Origin of the sequence: Rhodococcus sp. (in: high G+C Gram-positive bacteria) (genome assembly GCF_049286785.1) — a bacterium.
In the GTDB taxonomy this organism is placed as follows: domain Bacteria; phylum Actinomycetota; class Actinomycetes; order Mycobacteriales; family Mycobacteriaceae; genus Rhodococcus_F.
The window spans coordinates 1-20280 of record NZ_JBAQEO010000131.1 but is presented as its reverse complement, the minus strand read 5'-3'; the positions used below and the strand labels follow the sequence as shown (position 1 = coordinate 20280).

The following is a 20280-nucleotide window of genomic DNA, read 5'->3' as shown; positions in this document are numbered from 1 at the left end:
ATCTTGGTGAGGAATGACAGTAGATCAGCTCCGCGGTCGGCCTCGGTGTCGATCCATGTGGTCCCGTCCAGATCGGTTTGCACGAAGTGGTGTTCGACGCGGCCGTTGACATCGAGACTCAGGTTCTCGGCGCTCATGCCGTCAGGCAGAGCGGCCACGTGCTGGCTCGAGATCGTGTGCAGCCAGGTGAGCCGTTCGGGGCCGCTGATCGCGATGACGTAGCGGTGGGAACGATCGATCACCACCGCGCTGCGCTCGGCACTGCGTTGTTCACCGAGAGGATCGCCATGATGCCAGGCGACGCCGTGATCGGGGGAATCCTCGGGCGCCGGGACCGCACCTGCGGCGTTGAGTAGCGGACTTGGCGGGACGGGCTGTTTGTCGACCACGAACATCAGTCTAGGGACCGGTGACAAAGGCTGCCGCCATGCATGGTGGATAGGCTTGCGGTATGGCTGTCGACGAGGTGTCTGATCGAGTGCTGGTAACGCTGGACCACGAGGTGCGGGACCCGGATGCGCCGCTGTTGTACGCAGACGATCTGGCGGTGGTTCGCGGCGACGGAGTCTTCGAGACCTTGCTGGTGCGTAAGGGACGCGCCCTGAAACTCGAACCGCATCTCACCCGCCTGGTGGCTTCGGCCCGCGCTCTCGATCTGCCGATCCAGGATTTGGACGAATGGCGGCTGGCCATCGAACTGGCCGTCGAGGAGTGGGGTTCGGAACGGGAGGGTGCGATGCGGCTCGTACTCAGTCGCGGCCGGGAGTCGGGTGGCGGCGCCACCGCATTCGTCACTGTCGGCCCCGTCTCGGACCGGATTCTGCAGGCTCGCCGCGACGGTGTGTCCGTTCTCACGCTCGCGCGGGGGTATTCGGTGGACCTCTCGGCGAGCGCGCCGTGGCAGTTGCTGGGCGCAAAGACGCTGTCCTACGCCACTAATATGGCGGCTCTGCGGTATGCGGCCACACTCGGTGCCGACGATGTGATCTTCGTCAGCAGTGAGGGGAATGTGTTGGAAGGCCCACGTTCTACCGTTCTGATCGCCCGGGACAAGACGCTCCTCACACCGCCGCCCGAGCACGGAATCCTGCCCGGCACCACGCAGCAGGCGCTCTACGAGGTGGCATCCACCAAGGGGTTCCGTTGTGAATACGCCTCGCTTCGTCCTGCCGATCTTATTACGGCAGAAGGTGTTTGGCTGATCTCGAGCATTACCATGGCGGCCCGTGTGCGCAAGATCGACGGCCTCGTGCTGCCCGATGCCCCGCTCGCCGATCGGATCGTGAAGCTGGTCGACCTTGCGGTCGAGACCACGGGGACCGAGGTCGCGCAGGTCTGACCGAGCTACTACATTCCGTAGTAACAAAGTGCTGCGGCGAAACAGGCCGGACAGTACGGTGTTACAGGGATCGAGCGGAAGCCCACGCCTCGGTTCCGAAGCCTTTCCTACGGGCCCAGTTTCGGAAGTAGTGCCATGGATGCCTTGGATGTCTCACGGTGGCAGTTCGGTATCACCACCGTGTACCACTTCATTCTCGTTCCACTGACCATCGGGCTAGCCCCGCTCATCGCCGTCATGCAGACGATGTGGGTCGTCACCAAGAAAGATCACTGGTACCGGCTCACCAAGTTCTTCGGCAAGCTCTTCCTCATCAACTTCGCGCTCGGCGTCGCCACCGGCATCGTTCAGGAGTTCCAGTTCGGCATGAACTGGAGCGAGTACTCGCGATTCGTCGGTGACGTGTTCGGAGCGCCGCTCGCGCTCGAGGGACTCGTCGCCTTCTTCCTCGAGTCCACGTTCCTCGGACTCTGGATCTTCGGCTGGGGCCGGCTGCCCAAACTCGTCCACCTCGCCACCATCTGGATGGTGGCGATCGGGGTGAACGCGTCCGCATACTTCATCATCTCGGCCAACTCGTTCATGCAGCATCCGGTCGGAGCCGTCTACAACCCCGACACCGGACGTGCCGAGCTCACCAGCATCTGGGCGCTGCTCACGAACAACACCGCGCTGGCCGCGTTCCCGCACACGGTGGCCGGATCGTTCCTCACGGCAGCCACGTTCGTCGCGGGAATCGCCGGCTGGTGGATGGTCCGGAACATGCGACGGGCACGTACCGCTCCCGCAGCCGAGGCTGCAGCGTTCCGAGACGACGCCCGGACAATGTTCCGTCCCGCCGCACGGCTGTCGCTGTTCGTCATGATCGCGTCGGGTGTGGCTCTCATCTACACCGGAGACGTTCAGGGCAAGCTGATGTTCGAGCAGCAGCCCATGAAGATGGCCTCCGCCGAATCGTTGTGTCACACCGAGACGGATCCGAATTTCTCGATTCTCACCGTCGGTACGCACAACAACTGCGACGGTGTCACCCATGTCCTCGAGGTTCCCTTCGTGCTTCCCTATCTCGCAGAAGGGCAGTTTTCTGATGTGACGTTGAAGGGCGTGGAGGATCTGCAGGCGCAGTACGAGGAGCAGTTCGGACCCGGCAACTACCGTCCCAACCTGTTCGTCACGTACTGGTCGTTCCGCGCGATGATCGGGCTGGCTGCCGGTTCGGCGCTCCTCGCCGTGGTCGGTCTGTGGCTCACCCGCCGCGGCCGGGTCCCCGACCAGAGGTGGTTCGGCTGGCTGAGCATCGCCGCGATTCCCACTCCGTTCCTCGCCAACAGTGCGGGCTGGATTTTCACCGAGATGGGCCGTCAGCCCTGGGTGGTGGCGCCCAATCCCACCGGTGTCGACATGATCCGGCTGACGGTGGACCAGGGCGTCTCCAATCACTCCGTGTGGACGGTCGCGACATCCCTGACGGTGTTCACGCTGGTGTATGGCGCGCTCGGCGTGGTCTGGTTCATGCTGATCCGCCGCTTCACCATCGAGGGACCGCAGGAGCACGACGCGCATCCACCGGGTGAGGAATCCGAACAGCCGGAAGATTCGGGCAAGCCCGAACAACTCTCGTTCGCGTACTAGGAGAGACCGTCATGGGACTTCAAGAAGTGTGGTTCATCCTGATCGGGGTGCTCTTCACCGGATACTTCGTACTCGAGGGTTTCGATTTCGGCGTCGGGATGCTGATGCCGGTGCTGGGCCGGCGTAAGGACGAAGCCGGAGACACCCGACGGCGCGTCGTGCTCAACACGATCGGCCCGGTCTGGGACGGAAACGAGGTGTGGCTCCTCACCGCGGGTGGCGCTCTGTTCGCGGCCTTCCCCGAGTGGTACGCCACCCTGTTTTCCGGTTTCTACCTACCGCTGCTACTGATTCTCGTCGCCCTCATCGTGCGCATCTGTGCGATCGAGTACCGCGGCAAGATCGACGACGACACCTGGCGCAGGCGCTGCGACTGGGGCATCGTCTTCGGCTCCTGGGTCCCGGCGGTGCTGTGGGGTGTGGCCTTCGCCAACATCGTCCGCGGTGTCGACATCAACGGGGAAAAGGAAGTCACGTCGGGCTTCTTCGACCTGCTGAACCCGTACGCGCTGCTCGGCGGTCTCACGACCGCCCTGGTGTTCGCGTTGCACGGTGCGGTGTTCCTGGCACTGAAGACGGCGGACGAAGTACGCAGCGACGCGGTGGAGCTCGCATCCAGGCTGGCCGTGCCGGCGATTCCGGTGGCCGGTGCGTTCGTGCTCTGGACCCAGTTGGCGTACGGCAAGGGATGGACCTGGATACTGGTCGTCGTCGCTGCCGGCGCACTCCTCGGGGTGGTCGCCTTCACCCGGGCCGAACGTGAGGGCTGGGCGTTTCTGCTCACCTCGATCGCCATCGTCGGCACCATCGTGCTTCTCTTCGGCTCGTTGTTCCCCAACGTCATGCCGTCCACCCTCGACGCCGTCTACAGTCTGACCATCGACAACGCGTCGTCGAGTCCGTACACGCTGAAGGTGATGACGTGGGCGGCCGCGTTCCTGACACCGGTGGTTCTGATCTACCAGGGCTGGACGTACTGGGTGTTCCGGAAGCGGATCTCCACCAGCCACATTCCGCCGTCGATCGGTTTGTCGTACGCGCGCAAATGAGTATCGAGGTAGGTGACGCTCCTCGCCCCGAGCTACGGCAGGGCGAGGAGCGGGTCTCCCGCCGTCCCGTGGACCCCCGTCTGTGGCGCTACTCGGCGTCCGCCCGCGGTTATCTCGTTCTCACGGTCGGGTTGTCGATCCTGAACGTGGCGATGGTTATCGTCTCGGCACTCGCGATCGGACAAATCCTCGCCGGCGTCATCGTCGACGGCGTCACCGATATCGGGCAGTGGACGACGGAGTTGTCGGTGCTGGCGGCCGCGATCGGAATCCGCGTTGCCGGTACCTGGGTGCAGTCCCGTTACGCTCACCGCTCTGCCTCCCGGGTTGTAGCCGAACTCAAAGGCGAGGTGCTCGGTGTCGCCACCCGGATGCGCCCACGCGAACTCGACCCACGGCGGGACGAGATCGCGACGGTCCTCACCCGCGGGATCGACGGGCTGGGACCGTACCTGACGGGTTACCTGCCCGCCCTGGTCCTTGCCTCCACGCTCACCCCGGCGACTCTCCTGGTGATCGCTCTACAGGATCTGACGTCGGCGGTGATCATCTTCGTCACCCTGCCCCTCGTTCCCATTTTCATGATCCTCATCGGGCTGCTGACCAAGGGTAAAGCCGCACGAACGTTGACCGCGATGACCACGCTGTCCGCCCAGCTACTGGATCTACTGGCAGGGTTGCCCACCCTCCGGGCGCTCGGCCGTGAGCAGGGGCCGGCGGCGCGGGTGCGGGAACTCGGCGACGCCCATCGCCGAACCACCATGTCGGCCCTGCGCGTGGCGTTCCTCTCGTCGATGGTGCTCGAACTGCTGGCGACTCTCTGCGTCGCACTCGTGGCCGTCAGCATCGGTCTGCGCCTGGTGTACGGAGAAATGGGCCTGGAGGCGGGAATCGTCGCGCTCATCCTGGCACCCGAGGTGTACCTCCCGCTGCGGATGGTCGGAACACAGTTCCACGCCGCGGAGGACGGAATGGCCGCGGCGAGCAAGGCCTTCGGGCTGATCGACACCGAGCCGCCGGCGGCCACCGAGGGGAGCATCGTCGTCGATGCGGCCGGGTCGCGTATCGAATTCGACGGCGTCGGTGTGCGTTCGCGTGGGGTACTCGCCCCCCACGACCTCACCGGGGTCGTGGAGCCGGCACAGGTCACCGTGTTGACCGGACCCAACGGTTCCGGAAAATCGACGGCGGTCCTTACCCTTCTGGGGCTGGTGGAGCCGGATCGCGGCGAAATGCGGGTCGCGGATGTTCCTGTCGGGAAGCTTGACCGTCCGGCCTGGTGGGATCAGGTCGCGTGGCTTCCGCAGCACCCGGTTCTCGTCCCGGGGACTCTCGACGAGAACCTGCGTCTCACGGGTGACGTGACGGACCTCGAAAAGACTTGCTCTGCAACCGGGTTCGACTCGGTGCTGACAGAGCTTCCGGAGGGGTGGAACACCCGGGTGGGGGCTGGGGGAGTGGGGTTGTCGCTCGGGCAGCGTCAGCGACTGGCGCTGACTCGGGTCCTCGGCACCACGCGAGCCGTGCTGATACTCGACGAACCCACCGCACATCTCGACGAGCACTCGGAACGGACCGTCCTGGAATCGCTGCGCAGACTCGCCGATTCGGGCCGGACCGTCATCGTCATCGGCCACCGGCCGACCGTGTTGGCGGCCGCCGACCATGTGCTGGAGGTGCGCGCCGATGTCGAATGATCCCCTCGTCCGGGCGTTGCCGCTTCTCGACCTCCAGCCCGGCCGTGTGTTGCGCGCTGTCGCCGCCGGTGTCGCCACGCTGGGCAGCGCCCTTGCGCTCGCTGCCATCTCCGCATGGCTGATCACCCGGGCCTGGCAGATGCCGCCCGTCCTCGACCTCAGCGTGGCCGTTGTGGCGGTGCGGGCCCTCGGCATCTCCCGCGGGGTTTTCCGGTACCTCGAACGGCTCGCCACTCACGACACCGCCCTGCGGGGGACGACGTCCGCGCGCACTCAGCTCTATCAACGGCTGGCCGACGGAGATCCCGCGGCGTCCGCAGGTCTGCGCCGCGGGGAATTGCTCGCCCGTACCGGCGCCGACGTGGACGCCCTCGGTGACGTCGTGGTGCGGGCACTCGTCCCCATTGCCGTCTCCGCAGTCCTGGCAGTCGCCGCGGTCGGCATCCTCGCGGTGATCTCACCTGTTGCCGCCCTGATCCTCGCGGTCGCGCTGGCCGTATCGGGAGTGGCCGCGCCCGCTCTCTCGGCTCGCGCCGCCCGCACCGCAGAGGCCGACAGCGCCGACGCGCGGTCCCGATTCAGTGAGGACACGGTGACAGCGCTGGACCACGCAGCGGAACTGCGGGTGGCCGGACGGCTCGAGCAGACCGTGGCCCGGGCCGTCGAGGCGGAGGAGACCGCCGTCCGGTCTACCGACCGTGCCGCCGCACCCAGCGCGTTTGCGGACGCCGCCACCCCGCTGGCAGTCGGAGCGGGTGTCATCGGGTCGCTGCTCGTCGGAACGACCCTGTATTCGTCCGGGACCATGAGCCCGATGGCCCTCGGAATTCTGGTGTTGCTGCCGCTGTCCGCTTTCGAAGCGACAACCGCGCTGCCCGCAGCGGCCATCGCGCTGACACGGGCGAGGATCGCCTCGCGCAGGATCCTCGCGCTACTCGACGCCGCAGCAGCGGTGACAGAGCGTGGAGACCGGACCCTGGACGGCCCCGCGCACCTGCGCGCGAGCGGACTGCGCTGCGGCTGGCCCGGCGGTGCGGCCACGCCGGCGCTCGACCTGGACCTACCACCCGGGGCACGGGTCGCGATCGTCGGTGGCAGCGGCGCCGGCAAGACCACCACGCTCATGACGGTCGCCGGGCTCCTTCCCCCGGTGTCGGGGACGGTGTGTGCCGATGGCGTAGAACTACGCCGGGTGACACCTGCCGACTTGCGGCGGAAGGTCGGTTTCTTCGCGGAGGATGCCCACCTGTTCGACACCTCCGTGCTCGAGAATCTACGGGTGGCGCGGGGCGACGTGCAGGAGCCCGAGGCGCTGGACGTACTGATATCCGTGGGACTCGCCGACTGGGTGTCGGGGCTGCCGGAAGGGCTCAACACAAGCCTCGACGGCGGTGCCCGGGCGGTGTCGGGCGGGCAGCGTCGCCGCCTGCTGCTGGCGCGCGCTCTGCTGTCGCCCGCCCGCGTGCTGCTCCTCGACGAGCCGACCGAACACCTCGACGCCGACGCGGGCGCCGAGCTGCTGCGGAGCCTGCTCGCGAGGGATGGCGGACTGGTCTCGCCGGATCGAACCGTGGTGGTGGTCACGCACCAATTGCCCGATGATACCGATGCCGACCAGGTGATACGCGTCGAGATCGCTGCTGGCGAAAATGCGTTGCCGACTCTCTGACGCCGGCGTACTTTCTTCTGTACACGAGGAAGGAGGTGGTCTGAAATTGAATGACAAACGGACACGTGAGGTGGCTGCCAGCTAGCCGCTACCGCTGACGGAATTCACAGACCGCGCGAGCGGCCGGCGAATCCCAGGCAGCTACCCGGCCCCCGAGCCCCCGGTCGAGTCCAGACCGGGTCCGGTGCAAGCACCGGAAGGCTCGGGGGCCGCCCGCGTTCTCCACCCGTGAGTACTTGTTAACACTCCACTGTTGATATGTGCTCACAGCTCGGGCAAGGGTTCGGTCCGCTCCACCCGCCCCGCTCGAGTACCGTTCGGACCTCGGCTGCACTCGCGCAAGCCCGGCCTGTGACCTCCTCCCAGCCATAGACGAGTGTGGGTCTGCCGGCGAGTTCGGCCGCATTGCCCCGGCGTCGATCGCGCAACGCCACCGCGCGCGACGAGTGGTAGCGCAACCCGTCGAGCCGGACCAGAAGAGGAACTCCGCAGTCCGAGTAGTCGACGTCCTCGAACAGGACTCGGCCGTCGACGATGACCGGTGACTGTCTACGGGCGTTCGGAAGCCCGTGAGCGGCCTCGACGTCGACGGCGTAGCGGTGCTCGAGGATCGACTGGACACCACCCGACACAAGGGCCAGCGCGTCCGTCAACGCCTTGCCGTACCGCCACGGTGGGCGCTGCTCGATCCGTCCGAGGAGTTCGTGTACGGGCACGCCGGCGGAAGTGGCAGCCGAGACGAGCAGAGTCGCCGCGGCGTGAGCGTCCGGCTCGAGCACCGCAAGATCGACGACGGTGTCCGCCCGGGACGTGCGGGGCGGATACGTCGGCACGGTGATGTGTTTGTGGGCTCGCGAACGATGGACCACGACTCCGGGATGCAGGAGATCCCCCAGTCGGGGCACCGGACGGTCCGATCTGCTGCCTGCGCTTCGATATGTCGCGGGCTGCGATTCGGCCGACAGACCGTACGGGACCGTCACGTGAATCGGCTCTGCGGGATCGGCAGGTTCGAACGACCACTCTTCGGCGGCCGTCCGATGACTCAGTATCGCGCTGGGACCACCGAACAACAGGGCAGCCCATAACGTCATCGGCCTGTTGAGTGGGCCGTTGGTCACCGAATACACGCCGTGCAGCACGGCAAGCCACTGCCCGGATTCCACGCGGTGCTGTATCTGCCGGGTGGAAACGCCGAGATCGTGGAGTTGTCGAGTGGTGACGGTCCCGTGCTGGTAGTCCAGCAGGCGTTGGAACCCTGTGTGTGAATCGGTCGTCCCAGGCAGCATGGTCCGGAACGTGCCGTGATGCACCGACAGAAACAGGCGGAAAACGCGCGGATCGATGCAGCCTGTGGATAACTCCCAGCTCTGGGGAATTCGAGCTGTGAGTATATATTCACCGCCCGGTGTTAATAAGTACTCACGGGTCGATCAGCCGATGTAGCGGGAGAGGCGCGCGGAGAGGCGGGGGAGGAGTTCGCCGTCGGCGATGACGCGTTCTTCGACGTACGCGAGATCACCGCCCTCGACGATGCCGTAGAGACGCTTGGCGCCGCCGACGAGTGCGCCGGACGTACTCCGAATCACGACGTCGGTGGTGAGTTCCCAGGAGGACGGGGTGAGCGCCTGCCCGTAGAACAGTTCGACGATGCCGGAGCTGTGGGTGAGGAGCAGTTCGACGACCTCTTCGTTCTCGCTGCCGGGAACGCCGTCGCCGCTCATGCGCCAGAATCCTGATTCATGGAGATCCGGGCGGACGTAAGTACCTTCGCTGTCGAGGACCCACGACTGCGATTCCCACTTGAGGTAGGCGCCGCCGCTGTGCGACACGACGATCTGCTGGCCGAAGCGGTAGTCGCCGATGGCGGGATCGTGGCCTTCGCCCTCACCGCGCCACACGCCCACGAGAGGCAGCAGCGCGAGGAGTTCGGGGTTCAGATCGGGCCCGAGCCGTAAGTTCGCGGTGTCGTCGGGCAACGGAAGGTCCGGAAGCAGGGGGATGTTGCGCGCCGATGTCGACTTTGCGCGCGCCACAGCCTCCGCCACGGCGGCGTCTCCGCTACCTCGGCGAACGGTCGGGGAGTCCGCAGCCTGCTCGTCGGAGACGGGAGGTTCCGGCGACGGATGGGCGCCTGCGTCCGGGGTCTGACTCACGACTCGTCGGTGACCAGGCGGTAGATGGTGTACAGCGTGAACCACGTGATCAGCAACGCGGCCAGGACCAGGAGTACCTCGAAGAAGATAACCACGGTGCCATCCTAAACCGAAGCCTTCGGACGGTCGAAACGGGAGCACCTTTCCCGGTCTCTCGAGGATGATTCCGTGTCGATTTCCCCACCTGTTCGATACGTTGATCCTGTCCGACATGCTGTCCGCTCCATCTTCGGGGGATTCATGCTGCGTTCGATGTCTGCTCGCGCTCGTCAGTCGGGCGGAACGGTCGCGGCGGCGGCATTGCTGATCGTCATGTCGGGCCCCGGGTTCGCGGTGGCCGCCCCGGACACCGACCGTGTGGATCCCAATAATTTCGCCGCCAGCTGCCCCGACCTCCTGATTGTCGCCGTTCCGGGAGCATCCGACACGACGGAGGACCGCAACCCTCTGGACGACGGTGAGCGGAAGCAAGGGTCCGATTGGGTGGCGAACGTGACGGTCCCGGCCGGGGAGCGTTATGCGGACGAACCGGGGACGGTGGGGTGGATGTACGTGCCCTACCCGGCCACGTACGGTGTCGATTTGTTCGAAGAGGTTCCGACCTACGAGGAGTCGATGGCGGCAGGGGTTGCGTCGATGAACAAGATCCTCGACGACAACAAGAGTAAATGTGGCGACGCCACCGGGTACGTGCTGTTGGGGTACAGCGTCGGTGCGGAGGTGGTCGAACGAGTGGCGCGGGATCTCGGACACCGTGACAGCAGTGCTCTGGTGACCGCTGACGACATTGCCGGGGTCGCCTTGATCGGCGATCCTCTCCGTCCTGCAGGCACTCCGTCGATGGGTGAGCCGGGTCCCTCCGGTGGCGGCTTCGTGTCCTCGGAGCCGGCCGACTACGGGGCGCTTGCGGACGAGATTGTCTACGCGTGCCGTCCAACCGACATCTCCTGCGACGCCCCACAGGAGATCGCTGTGCTCGAGTTGGCGGTCGCGGTGCTGGGCCGCATGCACTTCACGTTGCTGAACCCGAGTCGGACCGTCTCAGACTTCGAGGAGGCGGTTGCGAGGATGGCATCGCGGGCGATCGCGCACATCGTCACCCGCCACGACTGGTTCGCCTCCGACGAGTCTTTTCTCGACGTACTGCGCAAGGTGTCCGACGAGACCTACGACCCCGACGGGCCGGATGAAGACACACAGGTGTCCCGGGAGCAGATGATCGAGGCCCTGAACTGGGCTATGGGACCCGGTTCGGATGTGGTGCAGGCGAAGCTACGGGACGAGGGCCGGGGTTTCGTCGAGGACAACAGTGACATCTTCGAGTTCGTCACCAAGCCGTATGTCTTTCTCGGCTACATGCAGCACCTCTCCTACTGGAACAACGATCCGAATGACTCGTCGTACTGGGAGAGCGAAAGGATCGTCGATTGGATCACCGATCTGGCCCGGGCAGAGAAGGCGCATGGCGCGGGAGGTCCGCCCCCCGACAGGTAGGCGGACGACGGGTGGGGAGGGGCGACGCAGAAAGGCCCCGCTCCGATACCGGAGAGGGGCCTTTCGAGCTCTGACGAGTATTACTTGCCGACGGTGACGTCGAGGTTGTGCACGCCGGCGCCGGTGGGGCTCACCGTGGCGGTGCCGTTGCCCGAGCTGGACAGTGCACGCACGGTCCACTCGCCGGGAGCGGCGAAGAAACGGAAGTCGCCGGTGCCGGAGGCCACGACCTCGGCCGTGAACTCTCCGCTGCCGTCGAGCAGGCGAACGAATGCTCCGCCGATGGGCTGGCCGTCAGCGGCGAGGACGCGGCCGGTGATGACCGTTTCCTTCTCGGTGTCGACTCCCGCGGGCAGGGTCTGGGTCTGGACGGGTGCTCCACACATGATCAGTGAACCTCCAACTCGATCGGGGCGCCGACGAGAGAGCCGTATTCGACCCAGCTGCCGTCGTAGTTCTTGACATCGGACTTGCCGAGGATTTCCTTGAGCACGAACCAGGTATGGCTGGAACGCTCGCCGATGCGGCAGTACGCGATGGTGGGCTTGGACTCGTCGTAGCCCTTCTCCGCGTACAGCTTCTCCAGGTCGTCGTCGGCCTTGAAGGTGCCGTCCTCGTTGGCGGTGGTGCTCCACGGGATGTTGATCGCGGAGGGGACGTGACCACGCTGCTGCGCCTGCTCCTGCGGCAGGTGGGCGGGGGCGAGGATCTTGCCGGAGAACTCGTCGGGAGAACGCACGTCGATCAGGTTCTTTTTGCCGATGGCGTCGATGACCTCGTCGCGGAACGCACGGATCGAGAGGTCGGGGGCCTCGGCCTTGTACTGAGTGGCCTCGCGGGCGACGGTCTCCTTGGAGAGCGGACGTCCGTCGAGCTCCCACTTCTTGCGGCCGCCGTCGATCAGCTTGACGTCCTGGTGGCCGTACAGCTTGAAGTACCAGTACGCGTAGGCGGCGAACCAGTTGTTGTTGCCACCGTAGAGAACGACGGTGTCGTCGTTGGCAACGCCCTTGGCGGACAGGAGATCGGAGAACTGCTGCTGGTTCAGGAAGTCACGACGGACACCGTCCTGCAGGTCCTTCCGCCAGTCGAGGCGGATGGCACCTTCGATGTGGCCGCCGTCGTATGCGCTGGTGTCCTCATCCACCTCGACGAAAACGGTCTTGGGGGCATTGAGGTTCTGCTCAGCCCAGTCGGCGGAGACTAGGACATCGGAGCGAGCCATGGTGTTCCTTTCGATGTGTTGTTGCTCGGGATCGGTGATTCAGACGGTGGTGCGCAGGCGGGCCACCAGCGGATAGATCTGGCAGCCGAGGCAGAAGCCGAAGGCGGCGTTGAGGAACGCCGCGAACAGAGCGAAACCGGTGGCCACAGCGCCCACGGTCCCGAGGCCGGACACGAAACCGACGGTGCCGAGAGCCGCGAAGACGAAGCCGACGAGCTGCGCGAATCGGAGCGGCGCGACGGGTTCCCGCTCGGTCACCGGGGACAGCCGAGGCGCCACGAGCGTGCCGAAGATCTGGCCGTAGGGGCTGCGCCGGGGACCGTTGGCAGCGCCGACGGCGAAGACGACGGCCTGCAGTGCCAGCAGGATCCCGGCGGCGACCAGGGAGAACGTGGATACGACGAGTACGGCGACGAGTACGACGGTGGTTACCCACGCGGCGAAACGCGGACCCCGGACGTCGACCTGCGGGGATTCGAGTGTTGTGGACATGAGAAGTGCTCCTGCGATGGGTTGCCGAGTGCTTTGAAGTGCGCCGAGGTACGACAGAAGACGTCGTCGTCGGGTTTCGATCACGTGCGCGGAATGCGCGGCGTCAGAAGGAAGTGACAGCCCTGGTGATCAGCAGCAGGTACAGCAACAAGCCCCGAGGCGGCACAGGTCGACTGCGCGGCGGCGGGTGAGCATGAGCTCCTGGCTGGTTTGCACGTCGGCGAGTTTACCCGGTTCTTCAGGAAAATGAAGCGGGGGGTCGGGTGAGGGGTTCCAGGGCGGCCCGCAGGTCGCTTGCGGACGGTACTCCGGACACCCGGAAACGCTCATGGAGATCGGCGTCGAGAATGAAGGTGGTGGGCAAGGAGAGAACCCCGAGTTCTTTTGCCAGTGAGGGGAATTCATCGATATCCAGCTCGACGTCCACGGGCGGACGGGGTGCGTCCTCGAGGCCCGAAACGACCTGGGTGACCACGCGCCGCACTGCGGCGCAGGGCCCGCACCAGTCCGCGGAGAAGTGCAGAACCGTGGGAGAAGGGAGGCGATCGGAAGCAACCGAGCCGATCCCCACGGCCTCGAGTTGCAGCCGGCGGTCGTCGGGGACGTCGGCGGCCGGGGCCGGTCCTGTGGCGCGCACCGCACCTTGCCGCCGCTGCCACACGAGTCCGAAGACAACCGCCGCGACCAGCGCGACCCCCAGAAGTGTGATTCCCGTCATCTGCTCTGCAATTCCTCGAGATCGATCGTGACGTGGTCGCCGACGCCCTCGATGACGATATTCGATCCCTCCGCGTACACCTCGGTGGGACGTACACCGAACGGGAGTTCCCGGGCGTCGATGGTTCGGGTGAACAGCCCGAGAACGGACGGCGCAAGGGCCTCGGGGATGGTGAAGTCGGCGTTGCCCTCGGGCCCGAAGTAGAAGTCGCTCGCGAGGATCTGCACCTGCTCGCCGTCGAGGACCAGATCGGCCTGCACGCTCACGCTCATCTCGATCGGCCCGACCGGCACGGTGCCCGTGAGCACCACGCCACCCGCTGTCGGCATCCCGGAACCGCCGGAACCGCCGGTGCCGTCCGACTTGCTGGCCGGCGGTGCGGACACCTGAAGATCCGGGATCTCGAGGAAACGTCCCAGGTCAGTGGCATCGATCAGCATGCGTCCGGACAGATGGTCGACGGGAATCGACTTGACGGAGCCGTCGACGAGGGTCGACAGCGGGGCCGCAGCACCCAGGAGAGTGGACTCGATCGTCATCTCGCCGACGAAGTCGGACTGCACGCCCTGGGCGCGGATCTCGATGTTCTCGTACTTGCCGTCCCACGCCTGGGGCAGGAACGGAAAGCCGTGCACCGTGACCTCAGGGTCGGCGTCGAGCGACGCACCCGCCCGCAGCTCCCTCGACACCCGGTACTCGGCATACGCCGCCGAACCGAAGTCGATGACGAGACCGAGTGCCACGAGGAAGACGAGTCCGATGATGAGTTTCCGCACCGCTCCATTGTGACGGACATCGGATCGAGGACGCCGGGGCAGTCGTTACCATCGCTTGCCGGGGGTTCGGTGCATCGTGCTGGGACAACGGCGCGCTAGTCTGTCACCGACAGATATGTCGATCACTTTCAGTGTCGATCTGCCTGGACTGCCCGGCTCGAGGCTCGGTCGGACGGTCGGGGCGCGACGGCGACGAGACAGGAGGCTGTGTGGAGCTGCTGCTTCTTACCTCCGACCCCAATCCCGAGGCGGTCCTGCCCGCTCTTTCCCTGCTGGCGCATTCGGTGAAGCCTGCGCCGACAGAGGTGTCCTCACTCCTGGAAGCCGGCTCTGCGGATGTTGCGCTGGTCGATGCCCGCACCGATCTCGCCGCTGCACGCGGACTCTGCCGCTTGCTCGGCAGCACCGGTTCCGCGGTTCCGGTTGTCGCGGTGCTGACAGAGGGTGGGCTGGTGGCGGTCAACTCCGATTGGGGCCTGGACGACATCCTCCTTCCCGGCACGGGGCCCGCAGAGGTCGATGCCAGGCTTCGACTGCTGGTCGGACGCTCCGGTGGCGTCGCCAGCCCCGAGGCCTCGGGGAAGATCACGCTGGGCGAACTGGTGATCGACGAGGGCACGTACACGGCTCGGCTGCGGGGCCGTCCGCTCGACCTCACCTACAAGGAATTCGAGCTCCTCAAGTACCTCGCCCAGCACGCCGGACGGGTCTTCACCCGCGCGCAGCTGTTGCAGGAGGTGTGGGGGTACGACTTCTTCGGTGGCACACGCACCGTCGACGTCCACGTCCGGCGCTTGCGGGCGAAGCTGGGCACCGAGTACGAATCTCTGATCGGAACCGTCCGCAACGTGGGATACAAAGCAGTTCGCCCCACCCGGAACAAGTCGGGAACCACCGTGCTGCCGGTCGACACCGACGTGGCCGACGTCGATTTCGAGGCTGCCGACGGCCCGGTGATCTGAATGAGCGCCTCGGTTCGATCCTGGGTGGATCGCCTCGAAGCCGTGGAGGCGGCCGATGTCGGCGCCATGTTGGCCCGGGTGGCAGCGGTCGACGGTGTGGAACCGGTCTCGGAGCGGGGGCGGCATGCCGTCTCCGCTCACGCAGATGCGGACGGTGTTCGCCATCTGGTGTGGACCGACGCGGATCGGATCGTCGGATACGCGCAGCTGCAGCCGGGACACGGCGAGCACCCGGCGATGGCGGAGCTTGCCGTCGATCCCGAGGCGCGTGGCCGGGGGATCGGTGCTCAGCTGGTAACCGCGGCGCTGTCCGAGGGTGGCGCCGATTCCCGGATCTGGGCGCACGGCGACCTCCCGGCGGCTCGCGCTCTCGCGATGCGACTCGAACTGACCGTCGCACGCGAACTCCTGCAACTCCGCCGACCACTCGTGGGTACCGAGCTTCCGGAGCTGGTTGTTCCGGAAGGGATTTCGCTGCGAACCTATCGGGGACCGGCCGATGACGCCGAGCTGTTGCGCGTCAACGGCGCGGCGTTCGTGTGGCATCCGGAGCAGGGATCGTGGACCGAGCGTGACCTCTCGGAACGTCGTGCGGAACCGTGGTTCGATCCTGCCGGCCTCTTCATGGTGTTCGCCGAGTCGGACGGGACGAGATTGCTGGGATTCCACTGGACCAAGGTTCATCCGCCGCTGGGCGACGATCAGGCTCTCGGCGAGGTATACGTGGTCGCGATCGCTCCCGAAGCGCAGGGGCGCGGCCTGGGCCGGTTGCTGACACTCGCCGGTCTGCACCATCTGCGCGACCGCGGACTGGGTGCCGTTCTGCTGTACGTCGAGGGCGACAACGCCTCGGCACTGCACACGTACGAGCGGCTCGGGTTCGACAGGTTTCACGCAGATGTGGCCTACGCGCGAGGTTGACAGCTGTCACGAAAAATCGGACAAATGTGCGGGCTGTTCACCTTCCGTTCACCGGTCGTGGGCCAACCGGACATTAGCCACCCCTACTTTTCTTCATGGGCGGCGGCGTGCCGCCTGGTGCAGGTTCGAACAGGCCGCGCCTCATGTCGTTGCCCGATCGCGGGCGAGACGGTATTTCCGGAGGACTTAGGTGAACTTCAAGCGCAATGGTGCCCTGCTCGGTGCAGTGGCCCTGGGTGCAATGACTCTGGCGGCGTGCGGAAGCGACAACAACGCGGCCTCAGGCGGCGCCGACGTATCGGCGTCGAACGCGACGTGTGAGGGCAAGGCAAATCTCTCGGCCGCCGGTTCCTCGGCGCAGAAGAACGCAATGGACCAGTTCGTCTCCACCTACATCTCCGTCTGCCAGGAAAAGGGCAAGACTGTCAACCTGGCCTACAACCCCAGCGGCTCCGGTGACGGTCGCACCCAGTTCATCGCCGGCCAGATCGATTTCGCCGGATCCGACTCGGCCATCAAGGCCGAGCAGGCCGAGGCAGCCAAGGCGCGCTGCGTCGGTGGCGAGGCATGGAACCTGCCCCTCGTCTTCGGACCTGTCGCTGTTGCCTACAACCTCGACGGCGTGGACGGGCTCGTTCTGAACGGTGAGGTCATCGCCAAGATCTTCAACGGCACCATCAAGAAGTGGAACGACCCGGCGATCGCCGCTCTCAACGAGGGCGCGAAGCTCCCGGACCAGGACATCACCGCGGTCATCCGTTCGGATTCGTCGGGTACCACCGACAACTTCCAGAAGTACCTCGAGGCCGCGTCGAACGGTGCCTGGACCACCGGCGCGGGCTCCGACTTCACCGGCGGTATCGGTGAGGGCGCGAAGGGTTCGGCAGGCGTCGCGCAGGCTGTGTCCTCGGCTCCGGGCTCCATCACCTACGTCGAGAAATCCTTCGCCGACCAGAACAAGCTGTCGGTCGCGCAGATCGACAACGGATCCGGCCCGATCGAGCTCGGCAACGAGACCGCTGCGAAGGCAATCGAGGGCGCGAAGTTCAAGAGCGCCGGTGCCGGTGACCTGACGCTGGACCTCAACTCGATCTTCGGTTCGAAGGAAGCAGGTGCGTACCCACTGGTACTCGCCACCTATGAGATCGTGTGCTCCAAGGGCTACGACGCCGATACCTCGGCCGCCGTCAAGTCTTTCCTGACGAGTGCCGCGAACGAAGGCCAGGAGAACCTGGCCGAGCAGGGTTACGTGCCGCTGCCCGAATCCTTCAAGGCGAAGCTGAACGAGTCGATCACCGCCATCGGCTGATTTCGTGCAGTTCGTTCGGACCGCCCCATGTCCTTATATCCTGACCAGCCTTATATCCTGACCAGAAGGAATGCGAGCGCAGATGAGTGACGCGCCCACCGAATCAGCACCTCGCACCTCCGGTTCCGCGTCACGCGGAGCCGGGGTGGGCGGTCCGAACGGCACCCCGGAGGCCGAGTTGAGTACCACGAAGGCCGAGATCGCCACCTCGACGCCACCGGGCGCCTCGCACGGCAAGCCGGTGACCAGGCCTGGAGATCGGATCTTCCAGACTCTCGCCTCCGGTTCGGCAATCTTCATCTCCGTGGTCATCGCGGCCATCGGCATCTTTCTCGTCTGGCGTGCGGTTCCGGCCTTGAGCCGGAACGAGGTCAACTTCCTGACCAGCCGCGAATGGGTCACCGTCGATATCAACAAGATGGCTTTCGGCGTTCTCGACCTCTTCCAGGTGACGGTGCTGGTCTCGCTCTTCGCCTTGGTTCTGGCGATGCCGGTGTCCCTCGGCATCGCGATCTTCCTCAGCGCATACTCGCCGGCCTGGCTCAAACGCCCGCTGGCATACGTGATCGACCTGCTCGCCGCGGTGCCGTCCATCGTCTACGGACTGTGGGGGTTGCTCGTATTCGCTCCGGCCATCAAGCCATTTGCCGTCTGGCTCAACGAGAACCTCGGCTGGTTCCCGCTGTTCGCGACGGGCAGCGGTTCGATTCTCGGCGGCGGGACCATCTTCACCGCCGGCATCGTGCTCGGCGTCATGATTCTGCCGGTGATCACCGCCGTCACTCGCGAAGTGTTCGTGCAGACGCCCAGGGAGCACATCGAGGCTGCGTTAGCCCTCGGCGCCACCCGGTGGGAGGTTGTACGCACCACGATCATCCCGTTCGGCAAGTCCGGCTACATCAGCGGTTCGATGCTCGGTCTCGGCCGCGCACTCGGCGAGACGATGGCGCTGTATCTGATCCTGCGGACCACGTCCCAGGCATTCTCCTGGTCGCTGTTCGACGGCGGAGCCACGATCGCTTCCAAGATCGCCCTCGGCTACGCCGAGTTCAACAACGACATCCAGGCCGGCGCCTATATCGCCGCAGGTCTGGTGCTCTTCGTGCTCACCTTCGTGGTGAACGCGGCAGCGCGCGCCGTGATCGCAGGAAAGAAGGACTGATCGATGACCGTCACACTCGACAAGCCGGTCAAGGCCCCCACCTTCCAGGGTGTCGGTGCCCGCCGCCGCCTCACCGATCTCACCGCCACCGTGCTTGTGTCGCTGGCAGTCCTGATCGCCCTGATTCCGCTCGTATGGGTACTGGCGACGGCAATCATCAAGGGACTTCCCGCGCTGACGTCGGCCACCTGGTTCACGAACTCGCTCAGTGGGCTGACCGCCTCCGCGGAGGGCGGCGGCATCTACCACGCACTCATCGGAACCCTGCTGCAGGGGCTCGTGTGCGCGCTGTTCTCCATTCCGTTCGGCATCTTCGTCGCGATCTATCTCGTCGAGTACGCCGACCGTTCTTCGCGCCTCGGCAAGATCACCACGTTCATGGTGGACATCCTCAGCGGTGTCCCGTCGATCGTGGCGGCCCTGTTCATCTACGCACTGTGGATCGCGACGTTCGGCTTCCCCAAATCGGGCTTCGCAGTGGCGCTGGCCCTGGTTCTGCTGATGGTCCCGGTCGTCGTCCGCAGCACCGAGGAAATGCTTCGCATCGTTCCTCAGGATCTGCGGGAAGCCTCCTACGCGCTCGGGGTGCCCAAGTGGAAGACGATTGCCCGGATCGTGATCCCCACGGCCTTGCCCGGCATCATCACCGGCGTGATGCTGGCTCTCGCCCGGGTAATGGGTGAGACCGCACCGTTGCTGATCCTCGTCGGCTACGCGCCTTTCATCAACTTCGACCTGTTCGGCGGCGAGATGGGCACCCTGCCCGGCGTCATGGTCTCGGAGATGAACAACCCCACGGATGCGGGCACCAACCGGATCTGGGGTGCGGCACTCACGCTGATCCTGCTCATCGCCATCCTCAACATTCTGGCCAAGATCGTCGGCCACTTCTCACAGGTTCGCAGCAAGTGAGCCACACATTCGATCTTGATCATCAACCAGTAGGGAGCCGGTAATGGCCAAGCGTCTGGATCTCAAGGACGTCAACATCTTCTACGGCAAGTTTCAAGCCGTCGCCGATGTCGGGCTGTCCGTTCCCCCGCGGAATGTCACCGCCTTGATCGGGCCGTCCGGTTGCGGCAAATCCACTGTCCTGCGTTCGCTCAACCGCATGCACGAGGTCACTCCCGGCGCTCGCGTCGAGGGCTCCATCCTGCTCGACGGTGAAGACATTTACGGGAACGGTGTCGACCCGGTGGGCGTCCGCAAGACGATCGGTATGGTGTTCCAGCGCCCCAACCCGTTCCCCACGATGTCGATCAAGGACAACGTGGTGGCAGGCCTCAAGCTTCAGGGTGAACGCAACAAGAAGACGCTCGACGAGGTCGCCGAGCGTTCCCTGCGCGGAGCGAACCTGTGGACCGAGGTGAAGGATCGTCTCGACACGCCGGGCGGTGGGCTCTCCGGTGGCCAGCAGCAGCGACTGTGCATCGCCCGTGCGATTGCCGTCCAGCCAGACGTGCTCCTCATGGACGAGCCGTGCTCGGCGCTCGACCCCATCTCGACGCTCGCCATCGAAGATCTGATCGCGGAGCTGAAGAAGGACTTCACGATCGTCATCGTCACCCACAACATGCAGCAGGCTGCGCGGGTGAGTGACCAGACGGCGTTCTTCAATCTCGAGGCCACCGGCAAGCCGGGACGCCTCGTGGAGGTCGACGACACGGAGAAGATCTTCT

The 20280-nt window shown here is 65.5% G+C and carries 19 protein-coding genes and 1 pseudogene; 12 read left to right on the top strand and 8 right to left on the bottom strand.

Annotated features, from left to right (window positions below; all coding sequences use genetic code 11):
* A pseudogene (locus WAW17_RS05365) lies at nt 1-389 on the bottom strand (folate-binding protein); the annotation flags it as partial.
* A 77-nt stretch (nt 390-466) separates the two neighbouring features.
* On the opposite strand from WAW17_RS05365, the gene WAW17_RS05360 reads away from it, so the two are divergent.
* From WAW17_RS05360 to cydC, 5 genes are all read left to right on the top strand, one after another.
* Nucleotides 467-1339, top strand: a complete 873-nt coding sequence (locus WAW17_RS05360) for an aminodeoxychorismate lyase (protein WP_422331971.1) — start codon at nt 467-469, stop codon at nt 1337-1339.
* Between the two features lie 135 nt (nt 1340-1474).
* A complete protein-coding gene (locus WAW17_RS05355) occupies nt 1475-2971 on the top strand; it encodes a cytochrome ubiquinol oxidase subunit I (RefSeq protein ID WP_422331969.1) in 1497 nt (498 codons plus the stop codon).
* Between the two features lie 11 nt (nt 2972-2982).
* Complete coding sequence (cydB, locus tag WAW17_RS05350) at nt 2983-4020, top strand: cytochrome d ubiquinol oxidase subunit II (protein ID WP_422331968.1); 1038 nt, start codon at nt 2983-2985, stop codon at nt 4018-4020.
* On the top strand, nt 4017-5717 hold the full coding sequence (gene cydD, locus WAW17_RS05345; protein ID WP_422331967.1) for a thiol reductant ABC exporter subunit CydD: 1701 nt from the start codon (nt 4017-4019) through the stop codon (nt 5715-5717). The genes cydB and cydD overlap by 4 nt, the downstream gene beginning before the upstream one ends.
* Complete coding sequence (gene cydC, locus WAW17_RS05340) at nt 5707-7386, top strand: thiol reductant ABC exporter subunit CydC (RefSeq protein WP_422331966.1); 1680 nt, start codon at nt 5707-5709, stop codon at nt 7384-7386. Before cydD ends, cydC begins: the two co-directional genes overlap by 11 nt.
* A gap of 239 nt (nt 7387-7625) precedes the next feature.
* On the opposite strand, the gene WAW17_RS05335 is transcribed toward cydC, so the two are convergent.
* Together WAW17_RS05335 and WAW17_RS05330 are read right to left on the bottom strand one after the other, a co-directional pair.
* Complete coding sequence (locus WAW17_RS05335; RefSeq protein WP_422331965.1) at nt 7626-8675, bottom strand: type IV toxin-antitoxin system AbiEi family antitoxin domain-containing protein; 1050 nt, start codon at nt 8673-8675, stop codon at nt 7626-7628.
* Between the two features lie 144 nt (nt 8676-8819).
* On the bottom strand, nt 8820-9434 hold the full coding sequence (locus WAW17_RS05330; RefSeq protein ID WP_422331970.1) for an FABP family protein: 615 nt from the start codon (nt 9432-9434) through the stop codon (nt 8820-8822).
* Between the two features lie 348 nt (nt 9435-9782).
* Between WAW17_RS05330 and WAW17_RS05325 the strand changes: the two genes are divergently transcribed.
* Nucleotides 9783-11036: a cutinase family protein gene (locus WAW17_RS05325; protein WP_422331964.1), complete on the top strand. Its 1254-nt coding sequence runs from the start codon at nt 9783-9785 to the stop codon at nt 11034-11036.
* An 80-nt stretch (nt 11037-11116) separates the two neighbouring features.
* On the opposite strand, the gene WAW17_RS05320 is transcribed toward WAW17_RS05325, so the two are convergent.
* From WAW17_RS05320 to WAW17_RS05300, 5 genes are all read right to left on the bottom strand, one after another.
* A complete protein-coding gene (locus WAW17_RS05320; protein ID WP_422331963.1) occupies nt 11117-11422 on the bottom strand; it encodes a DUF1416 domain-containing protein in 306 nt (101 codons plus the stop codon).
* Nucleotides 11423-11424: 2 nt separating this feature from the next.
* Nucleotides 11425-12261, bottom strand: coding sequence for a sulfurtransferase (locus tag WAW17_RS05315; protein WP_422331962.1), 837 nt, complete (start codon nt 12259-12261; stop codon nt 11425-11427).
* Between the two features lie 39 nt (nt 12262-12300).
* On the bottom strand, nt 12301-12753 hold the full coding sequence (locus tag WAW17_RS05310) for a DUF4395 domain-containing protein (RefSeq protein ID WP_422331961.1): 453 nt from the start codon (nt 12751-12753) through the stop codon (nt 12301-12303).
* A 238-nt stretch (nt 12754-12991) separates the two neighbouring features.
* Nucleotides 12992-13471: a thioredoxin family protein gene (locus WAW17_RS05305; RefSeq protein WP_422331960.1), complete on the bottom strand. Its 480-nt coding sequence runs from the start codon at nt 13469-13471 to the stop codon at nt 12992-12994.
* The gene (locus WAW17_RS05300) at nt 13468-14247 is read right to left on the bottom strand and encodes an LmeA family phospholipid-binding protein (RefSeq protein WP_422331959.1); all 780 of its coding nucleotides are present in this window, start codon (nt 14245-14247) and stop codon (nt 13468-13470) included. The genes WAW17_RS05305 and WAW17_RS05300 overlap by 4 nt, the downstream gene beginning before the upstream one ends.
* 209 nt (nt 14248-14456) lie before the next feature.
* Between WAW17_RS05300 and WAW17_RS05295 the strand changes: the two genes are divergently transcribed.
* From WAW17_RS05295 to pstB, 6 genes are all read left to right on the top strand, one after another.
* A complete protein-coding gene (locus WAW17_RS05295) occupies nt 14457-15209 on the top strand; it encodes a winged helix-turn-helix transcriptional regulator (RefSeq protein WP_422331958.1) in 753 nt (250 codons plus the stop codon).
* Nucleotides 15210-16130 (top strand): mycothiol synthase, encoded by a 921-nt coding sequence (mshD, locus tag WAW17_RS05290; protein ID WP_422331957.1) that lies wholly within the window; start codon nt 15210-15212, stop codon nt 16128-16130.
* Between the two features lie 190 nt (nt 16131-16320).
* Nucleotides 16321-17439: a phosphate ABC transporter substrate-binding protein PstS gene (gene pstS, locus WAW17_RS05285; protein WP_422331956.1), complete on the top strand. Its 1119-nt coding sequence runs from the start codon at nt 16321-16323 to the stop codon at nt 17437-17439.
* Nucleotides 17440-17521: 82 nt separating this feature from the next.
* Entirely contained in the window at nt 17522-18601 is a 1080-nt protein-coding gene (pstC, locus tag WAW17_RS05280; protein WP_422331955.1) for a phosphate ABC transporter permease subunit PstC, read from the top strand.
* Nucleotides 18602-18604: 3 nt separating this feature from the next.
* On the top strand, nt 18605-19513 hold the full coding sequence (pstA, locus tag WAW17_RS05275) for a phosphate ABC transporter permease PstA (RefSeq protein ID WP_422331954.1): 909 nt from the start codon (nt 18605-18607) through the stop codon (nt 19511-19513).
* 43 nt (nt 19514-19556) lie between these two features.
* Nucleotides 19557-20280 (top strand): phosphate ABC transporter ATP-binding protein PstB (gene pstB, locus WAW17_RS05270; RefSeq protein WP_422331953.1); only part of this gene is annotated, 724 nt, incomplete at its 3' end.

Coding starts and splice junctions, on each gene's coding strand:
- WAW17_RS05355 (WP_422331969.1), top strand. CDS start 1,475: ATGGATGCCTTGGATGTCTCACGGTGGCAGTTCGGTATCACCACCGTG.
- cydB (WP_422331968.1), top strand. CDS start 2,983: ATGGGACTTCAAGAAGTGTGGTTCATCCTGATCGGGGTGCTCTTCACC.
- cydD (WP_422331967.1), top strand. CDS start 4,017: ATGAGTATCGAGGTAGGTGACGCTCCTCGCCCCGAGCTACGGCAGGGC.
- cydC (WP_422331966.1), top strand. CDS start 5,707: ATGTCGAATGATCCCCTCGTCCGGGCGTTGCCGCTTCTCGACCTCCAG.
- WAW17_RS05335 (WP_422331965.1), bottom strand. CDS start 8,675: ATGCTGCCTGGGACGACCGATTCACACACAGGGTTCCAACGCCTGCTG.
- WAW17_RS05325 (WP_422331964.1), top strand. CDS start 9,783: ATGCTGCGTTCGATGTCTGCTCGCGCTCGTCAGTCGGGCGGAACGGTC.
- WAW17_RS05320 (WP_422331963.1), bottom strand. CDS start 11,422: ATGTGTGGAGCACCCGTCCAGACCCAGACCCTGCCCGCGGGAGTCGAC.
- WAW17_RS05315 (WP_422331962.1), bottom strand. CDS start 12,261: ATGGCTCGCTCCGATGTCCTAGTCTCCGCCGACTGGGCTGAGCAGAAC.
- WAW17_RS05310 (WP_422331961.1), bottom strand. CDS start 12,753: ATGTCCACAACACTCGAATCCCCGCAGGTCGACGTCCGGGGTCCGCGT.
- WAW17_RS05305 (WP_422331960.1), bottom strand. CDS start 13,471: ATGACGGGAATCACACTTCTGGGGGTCGCGCTGGTCGCGGCGGTTGTC.
- mshD (WP_422331957.1), top strand. CDS start 15,210: ATGAGCGCCTCGGTTCGATCCTGGGTGGATCGCCTCGAAGCCGTGGAG.
- pstC (WP_422331955.1), top strand. CDS start 17,522: ATGAGTGACGCGCCCACCGAATCAGCACCTCGCACCTCCGGTTCCGCG.
- pstA (WP_422331954.1), top strand. CDS start 18,605: ATGACCGTCACACTCGACAAGCCGGTCAAGGCCCCCACCTTCCAGGGT.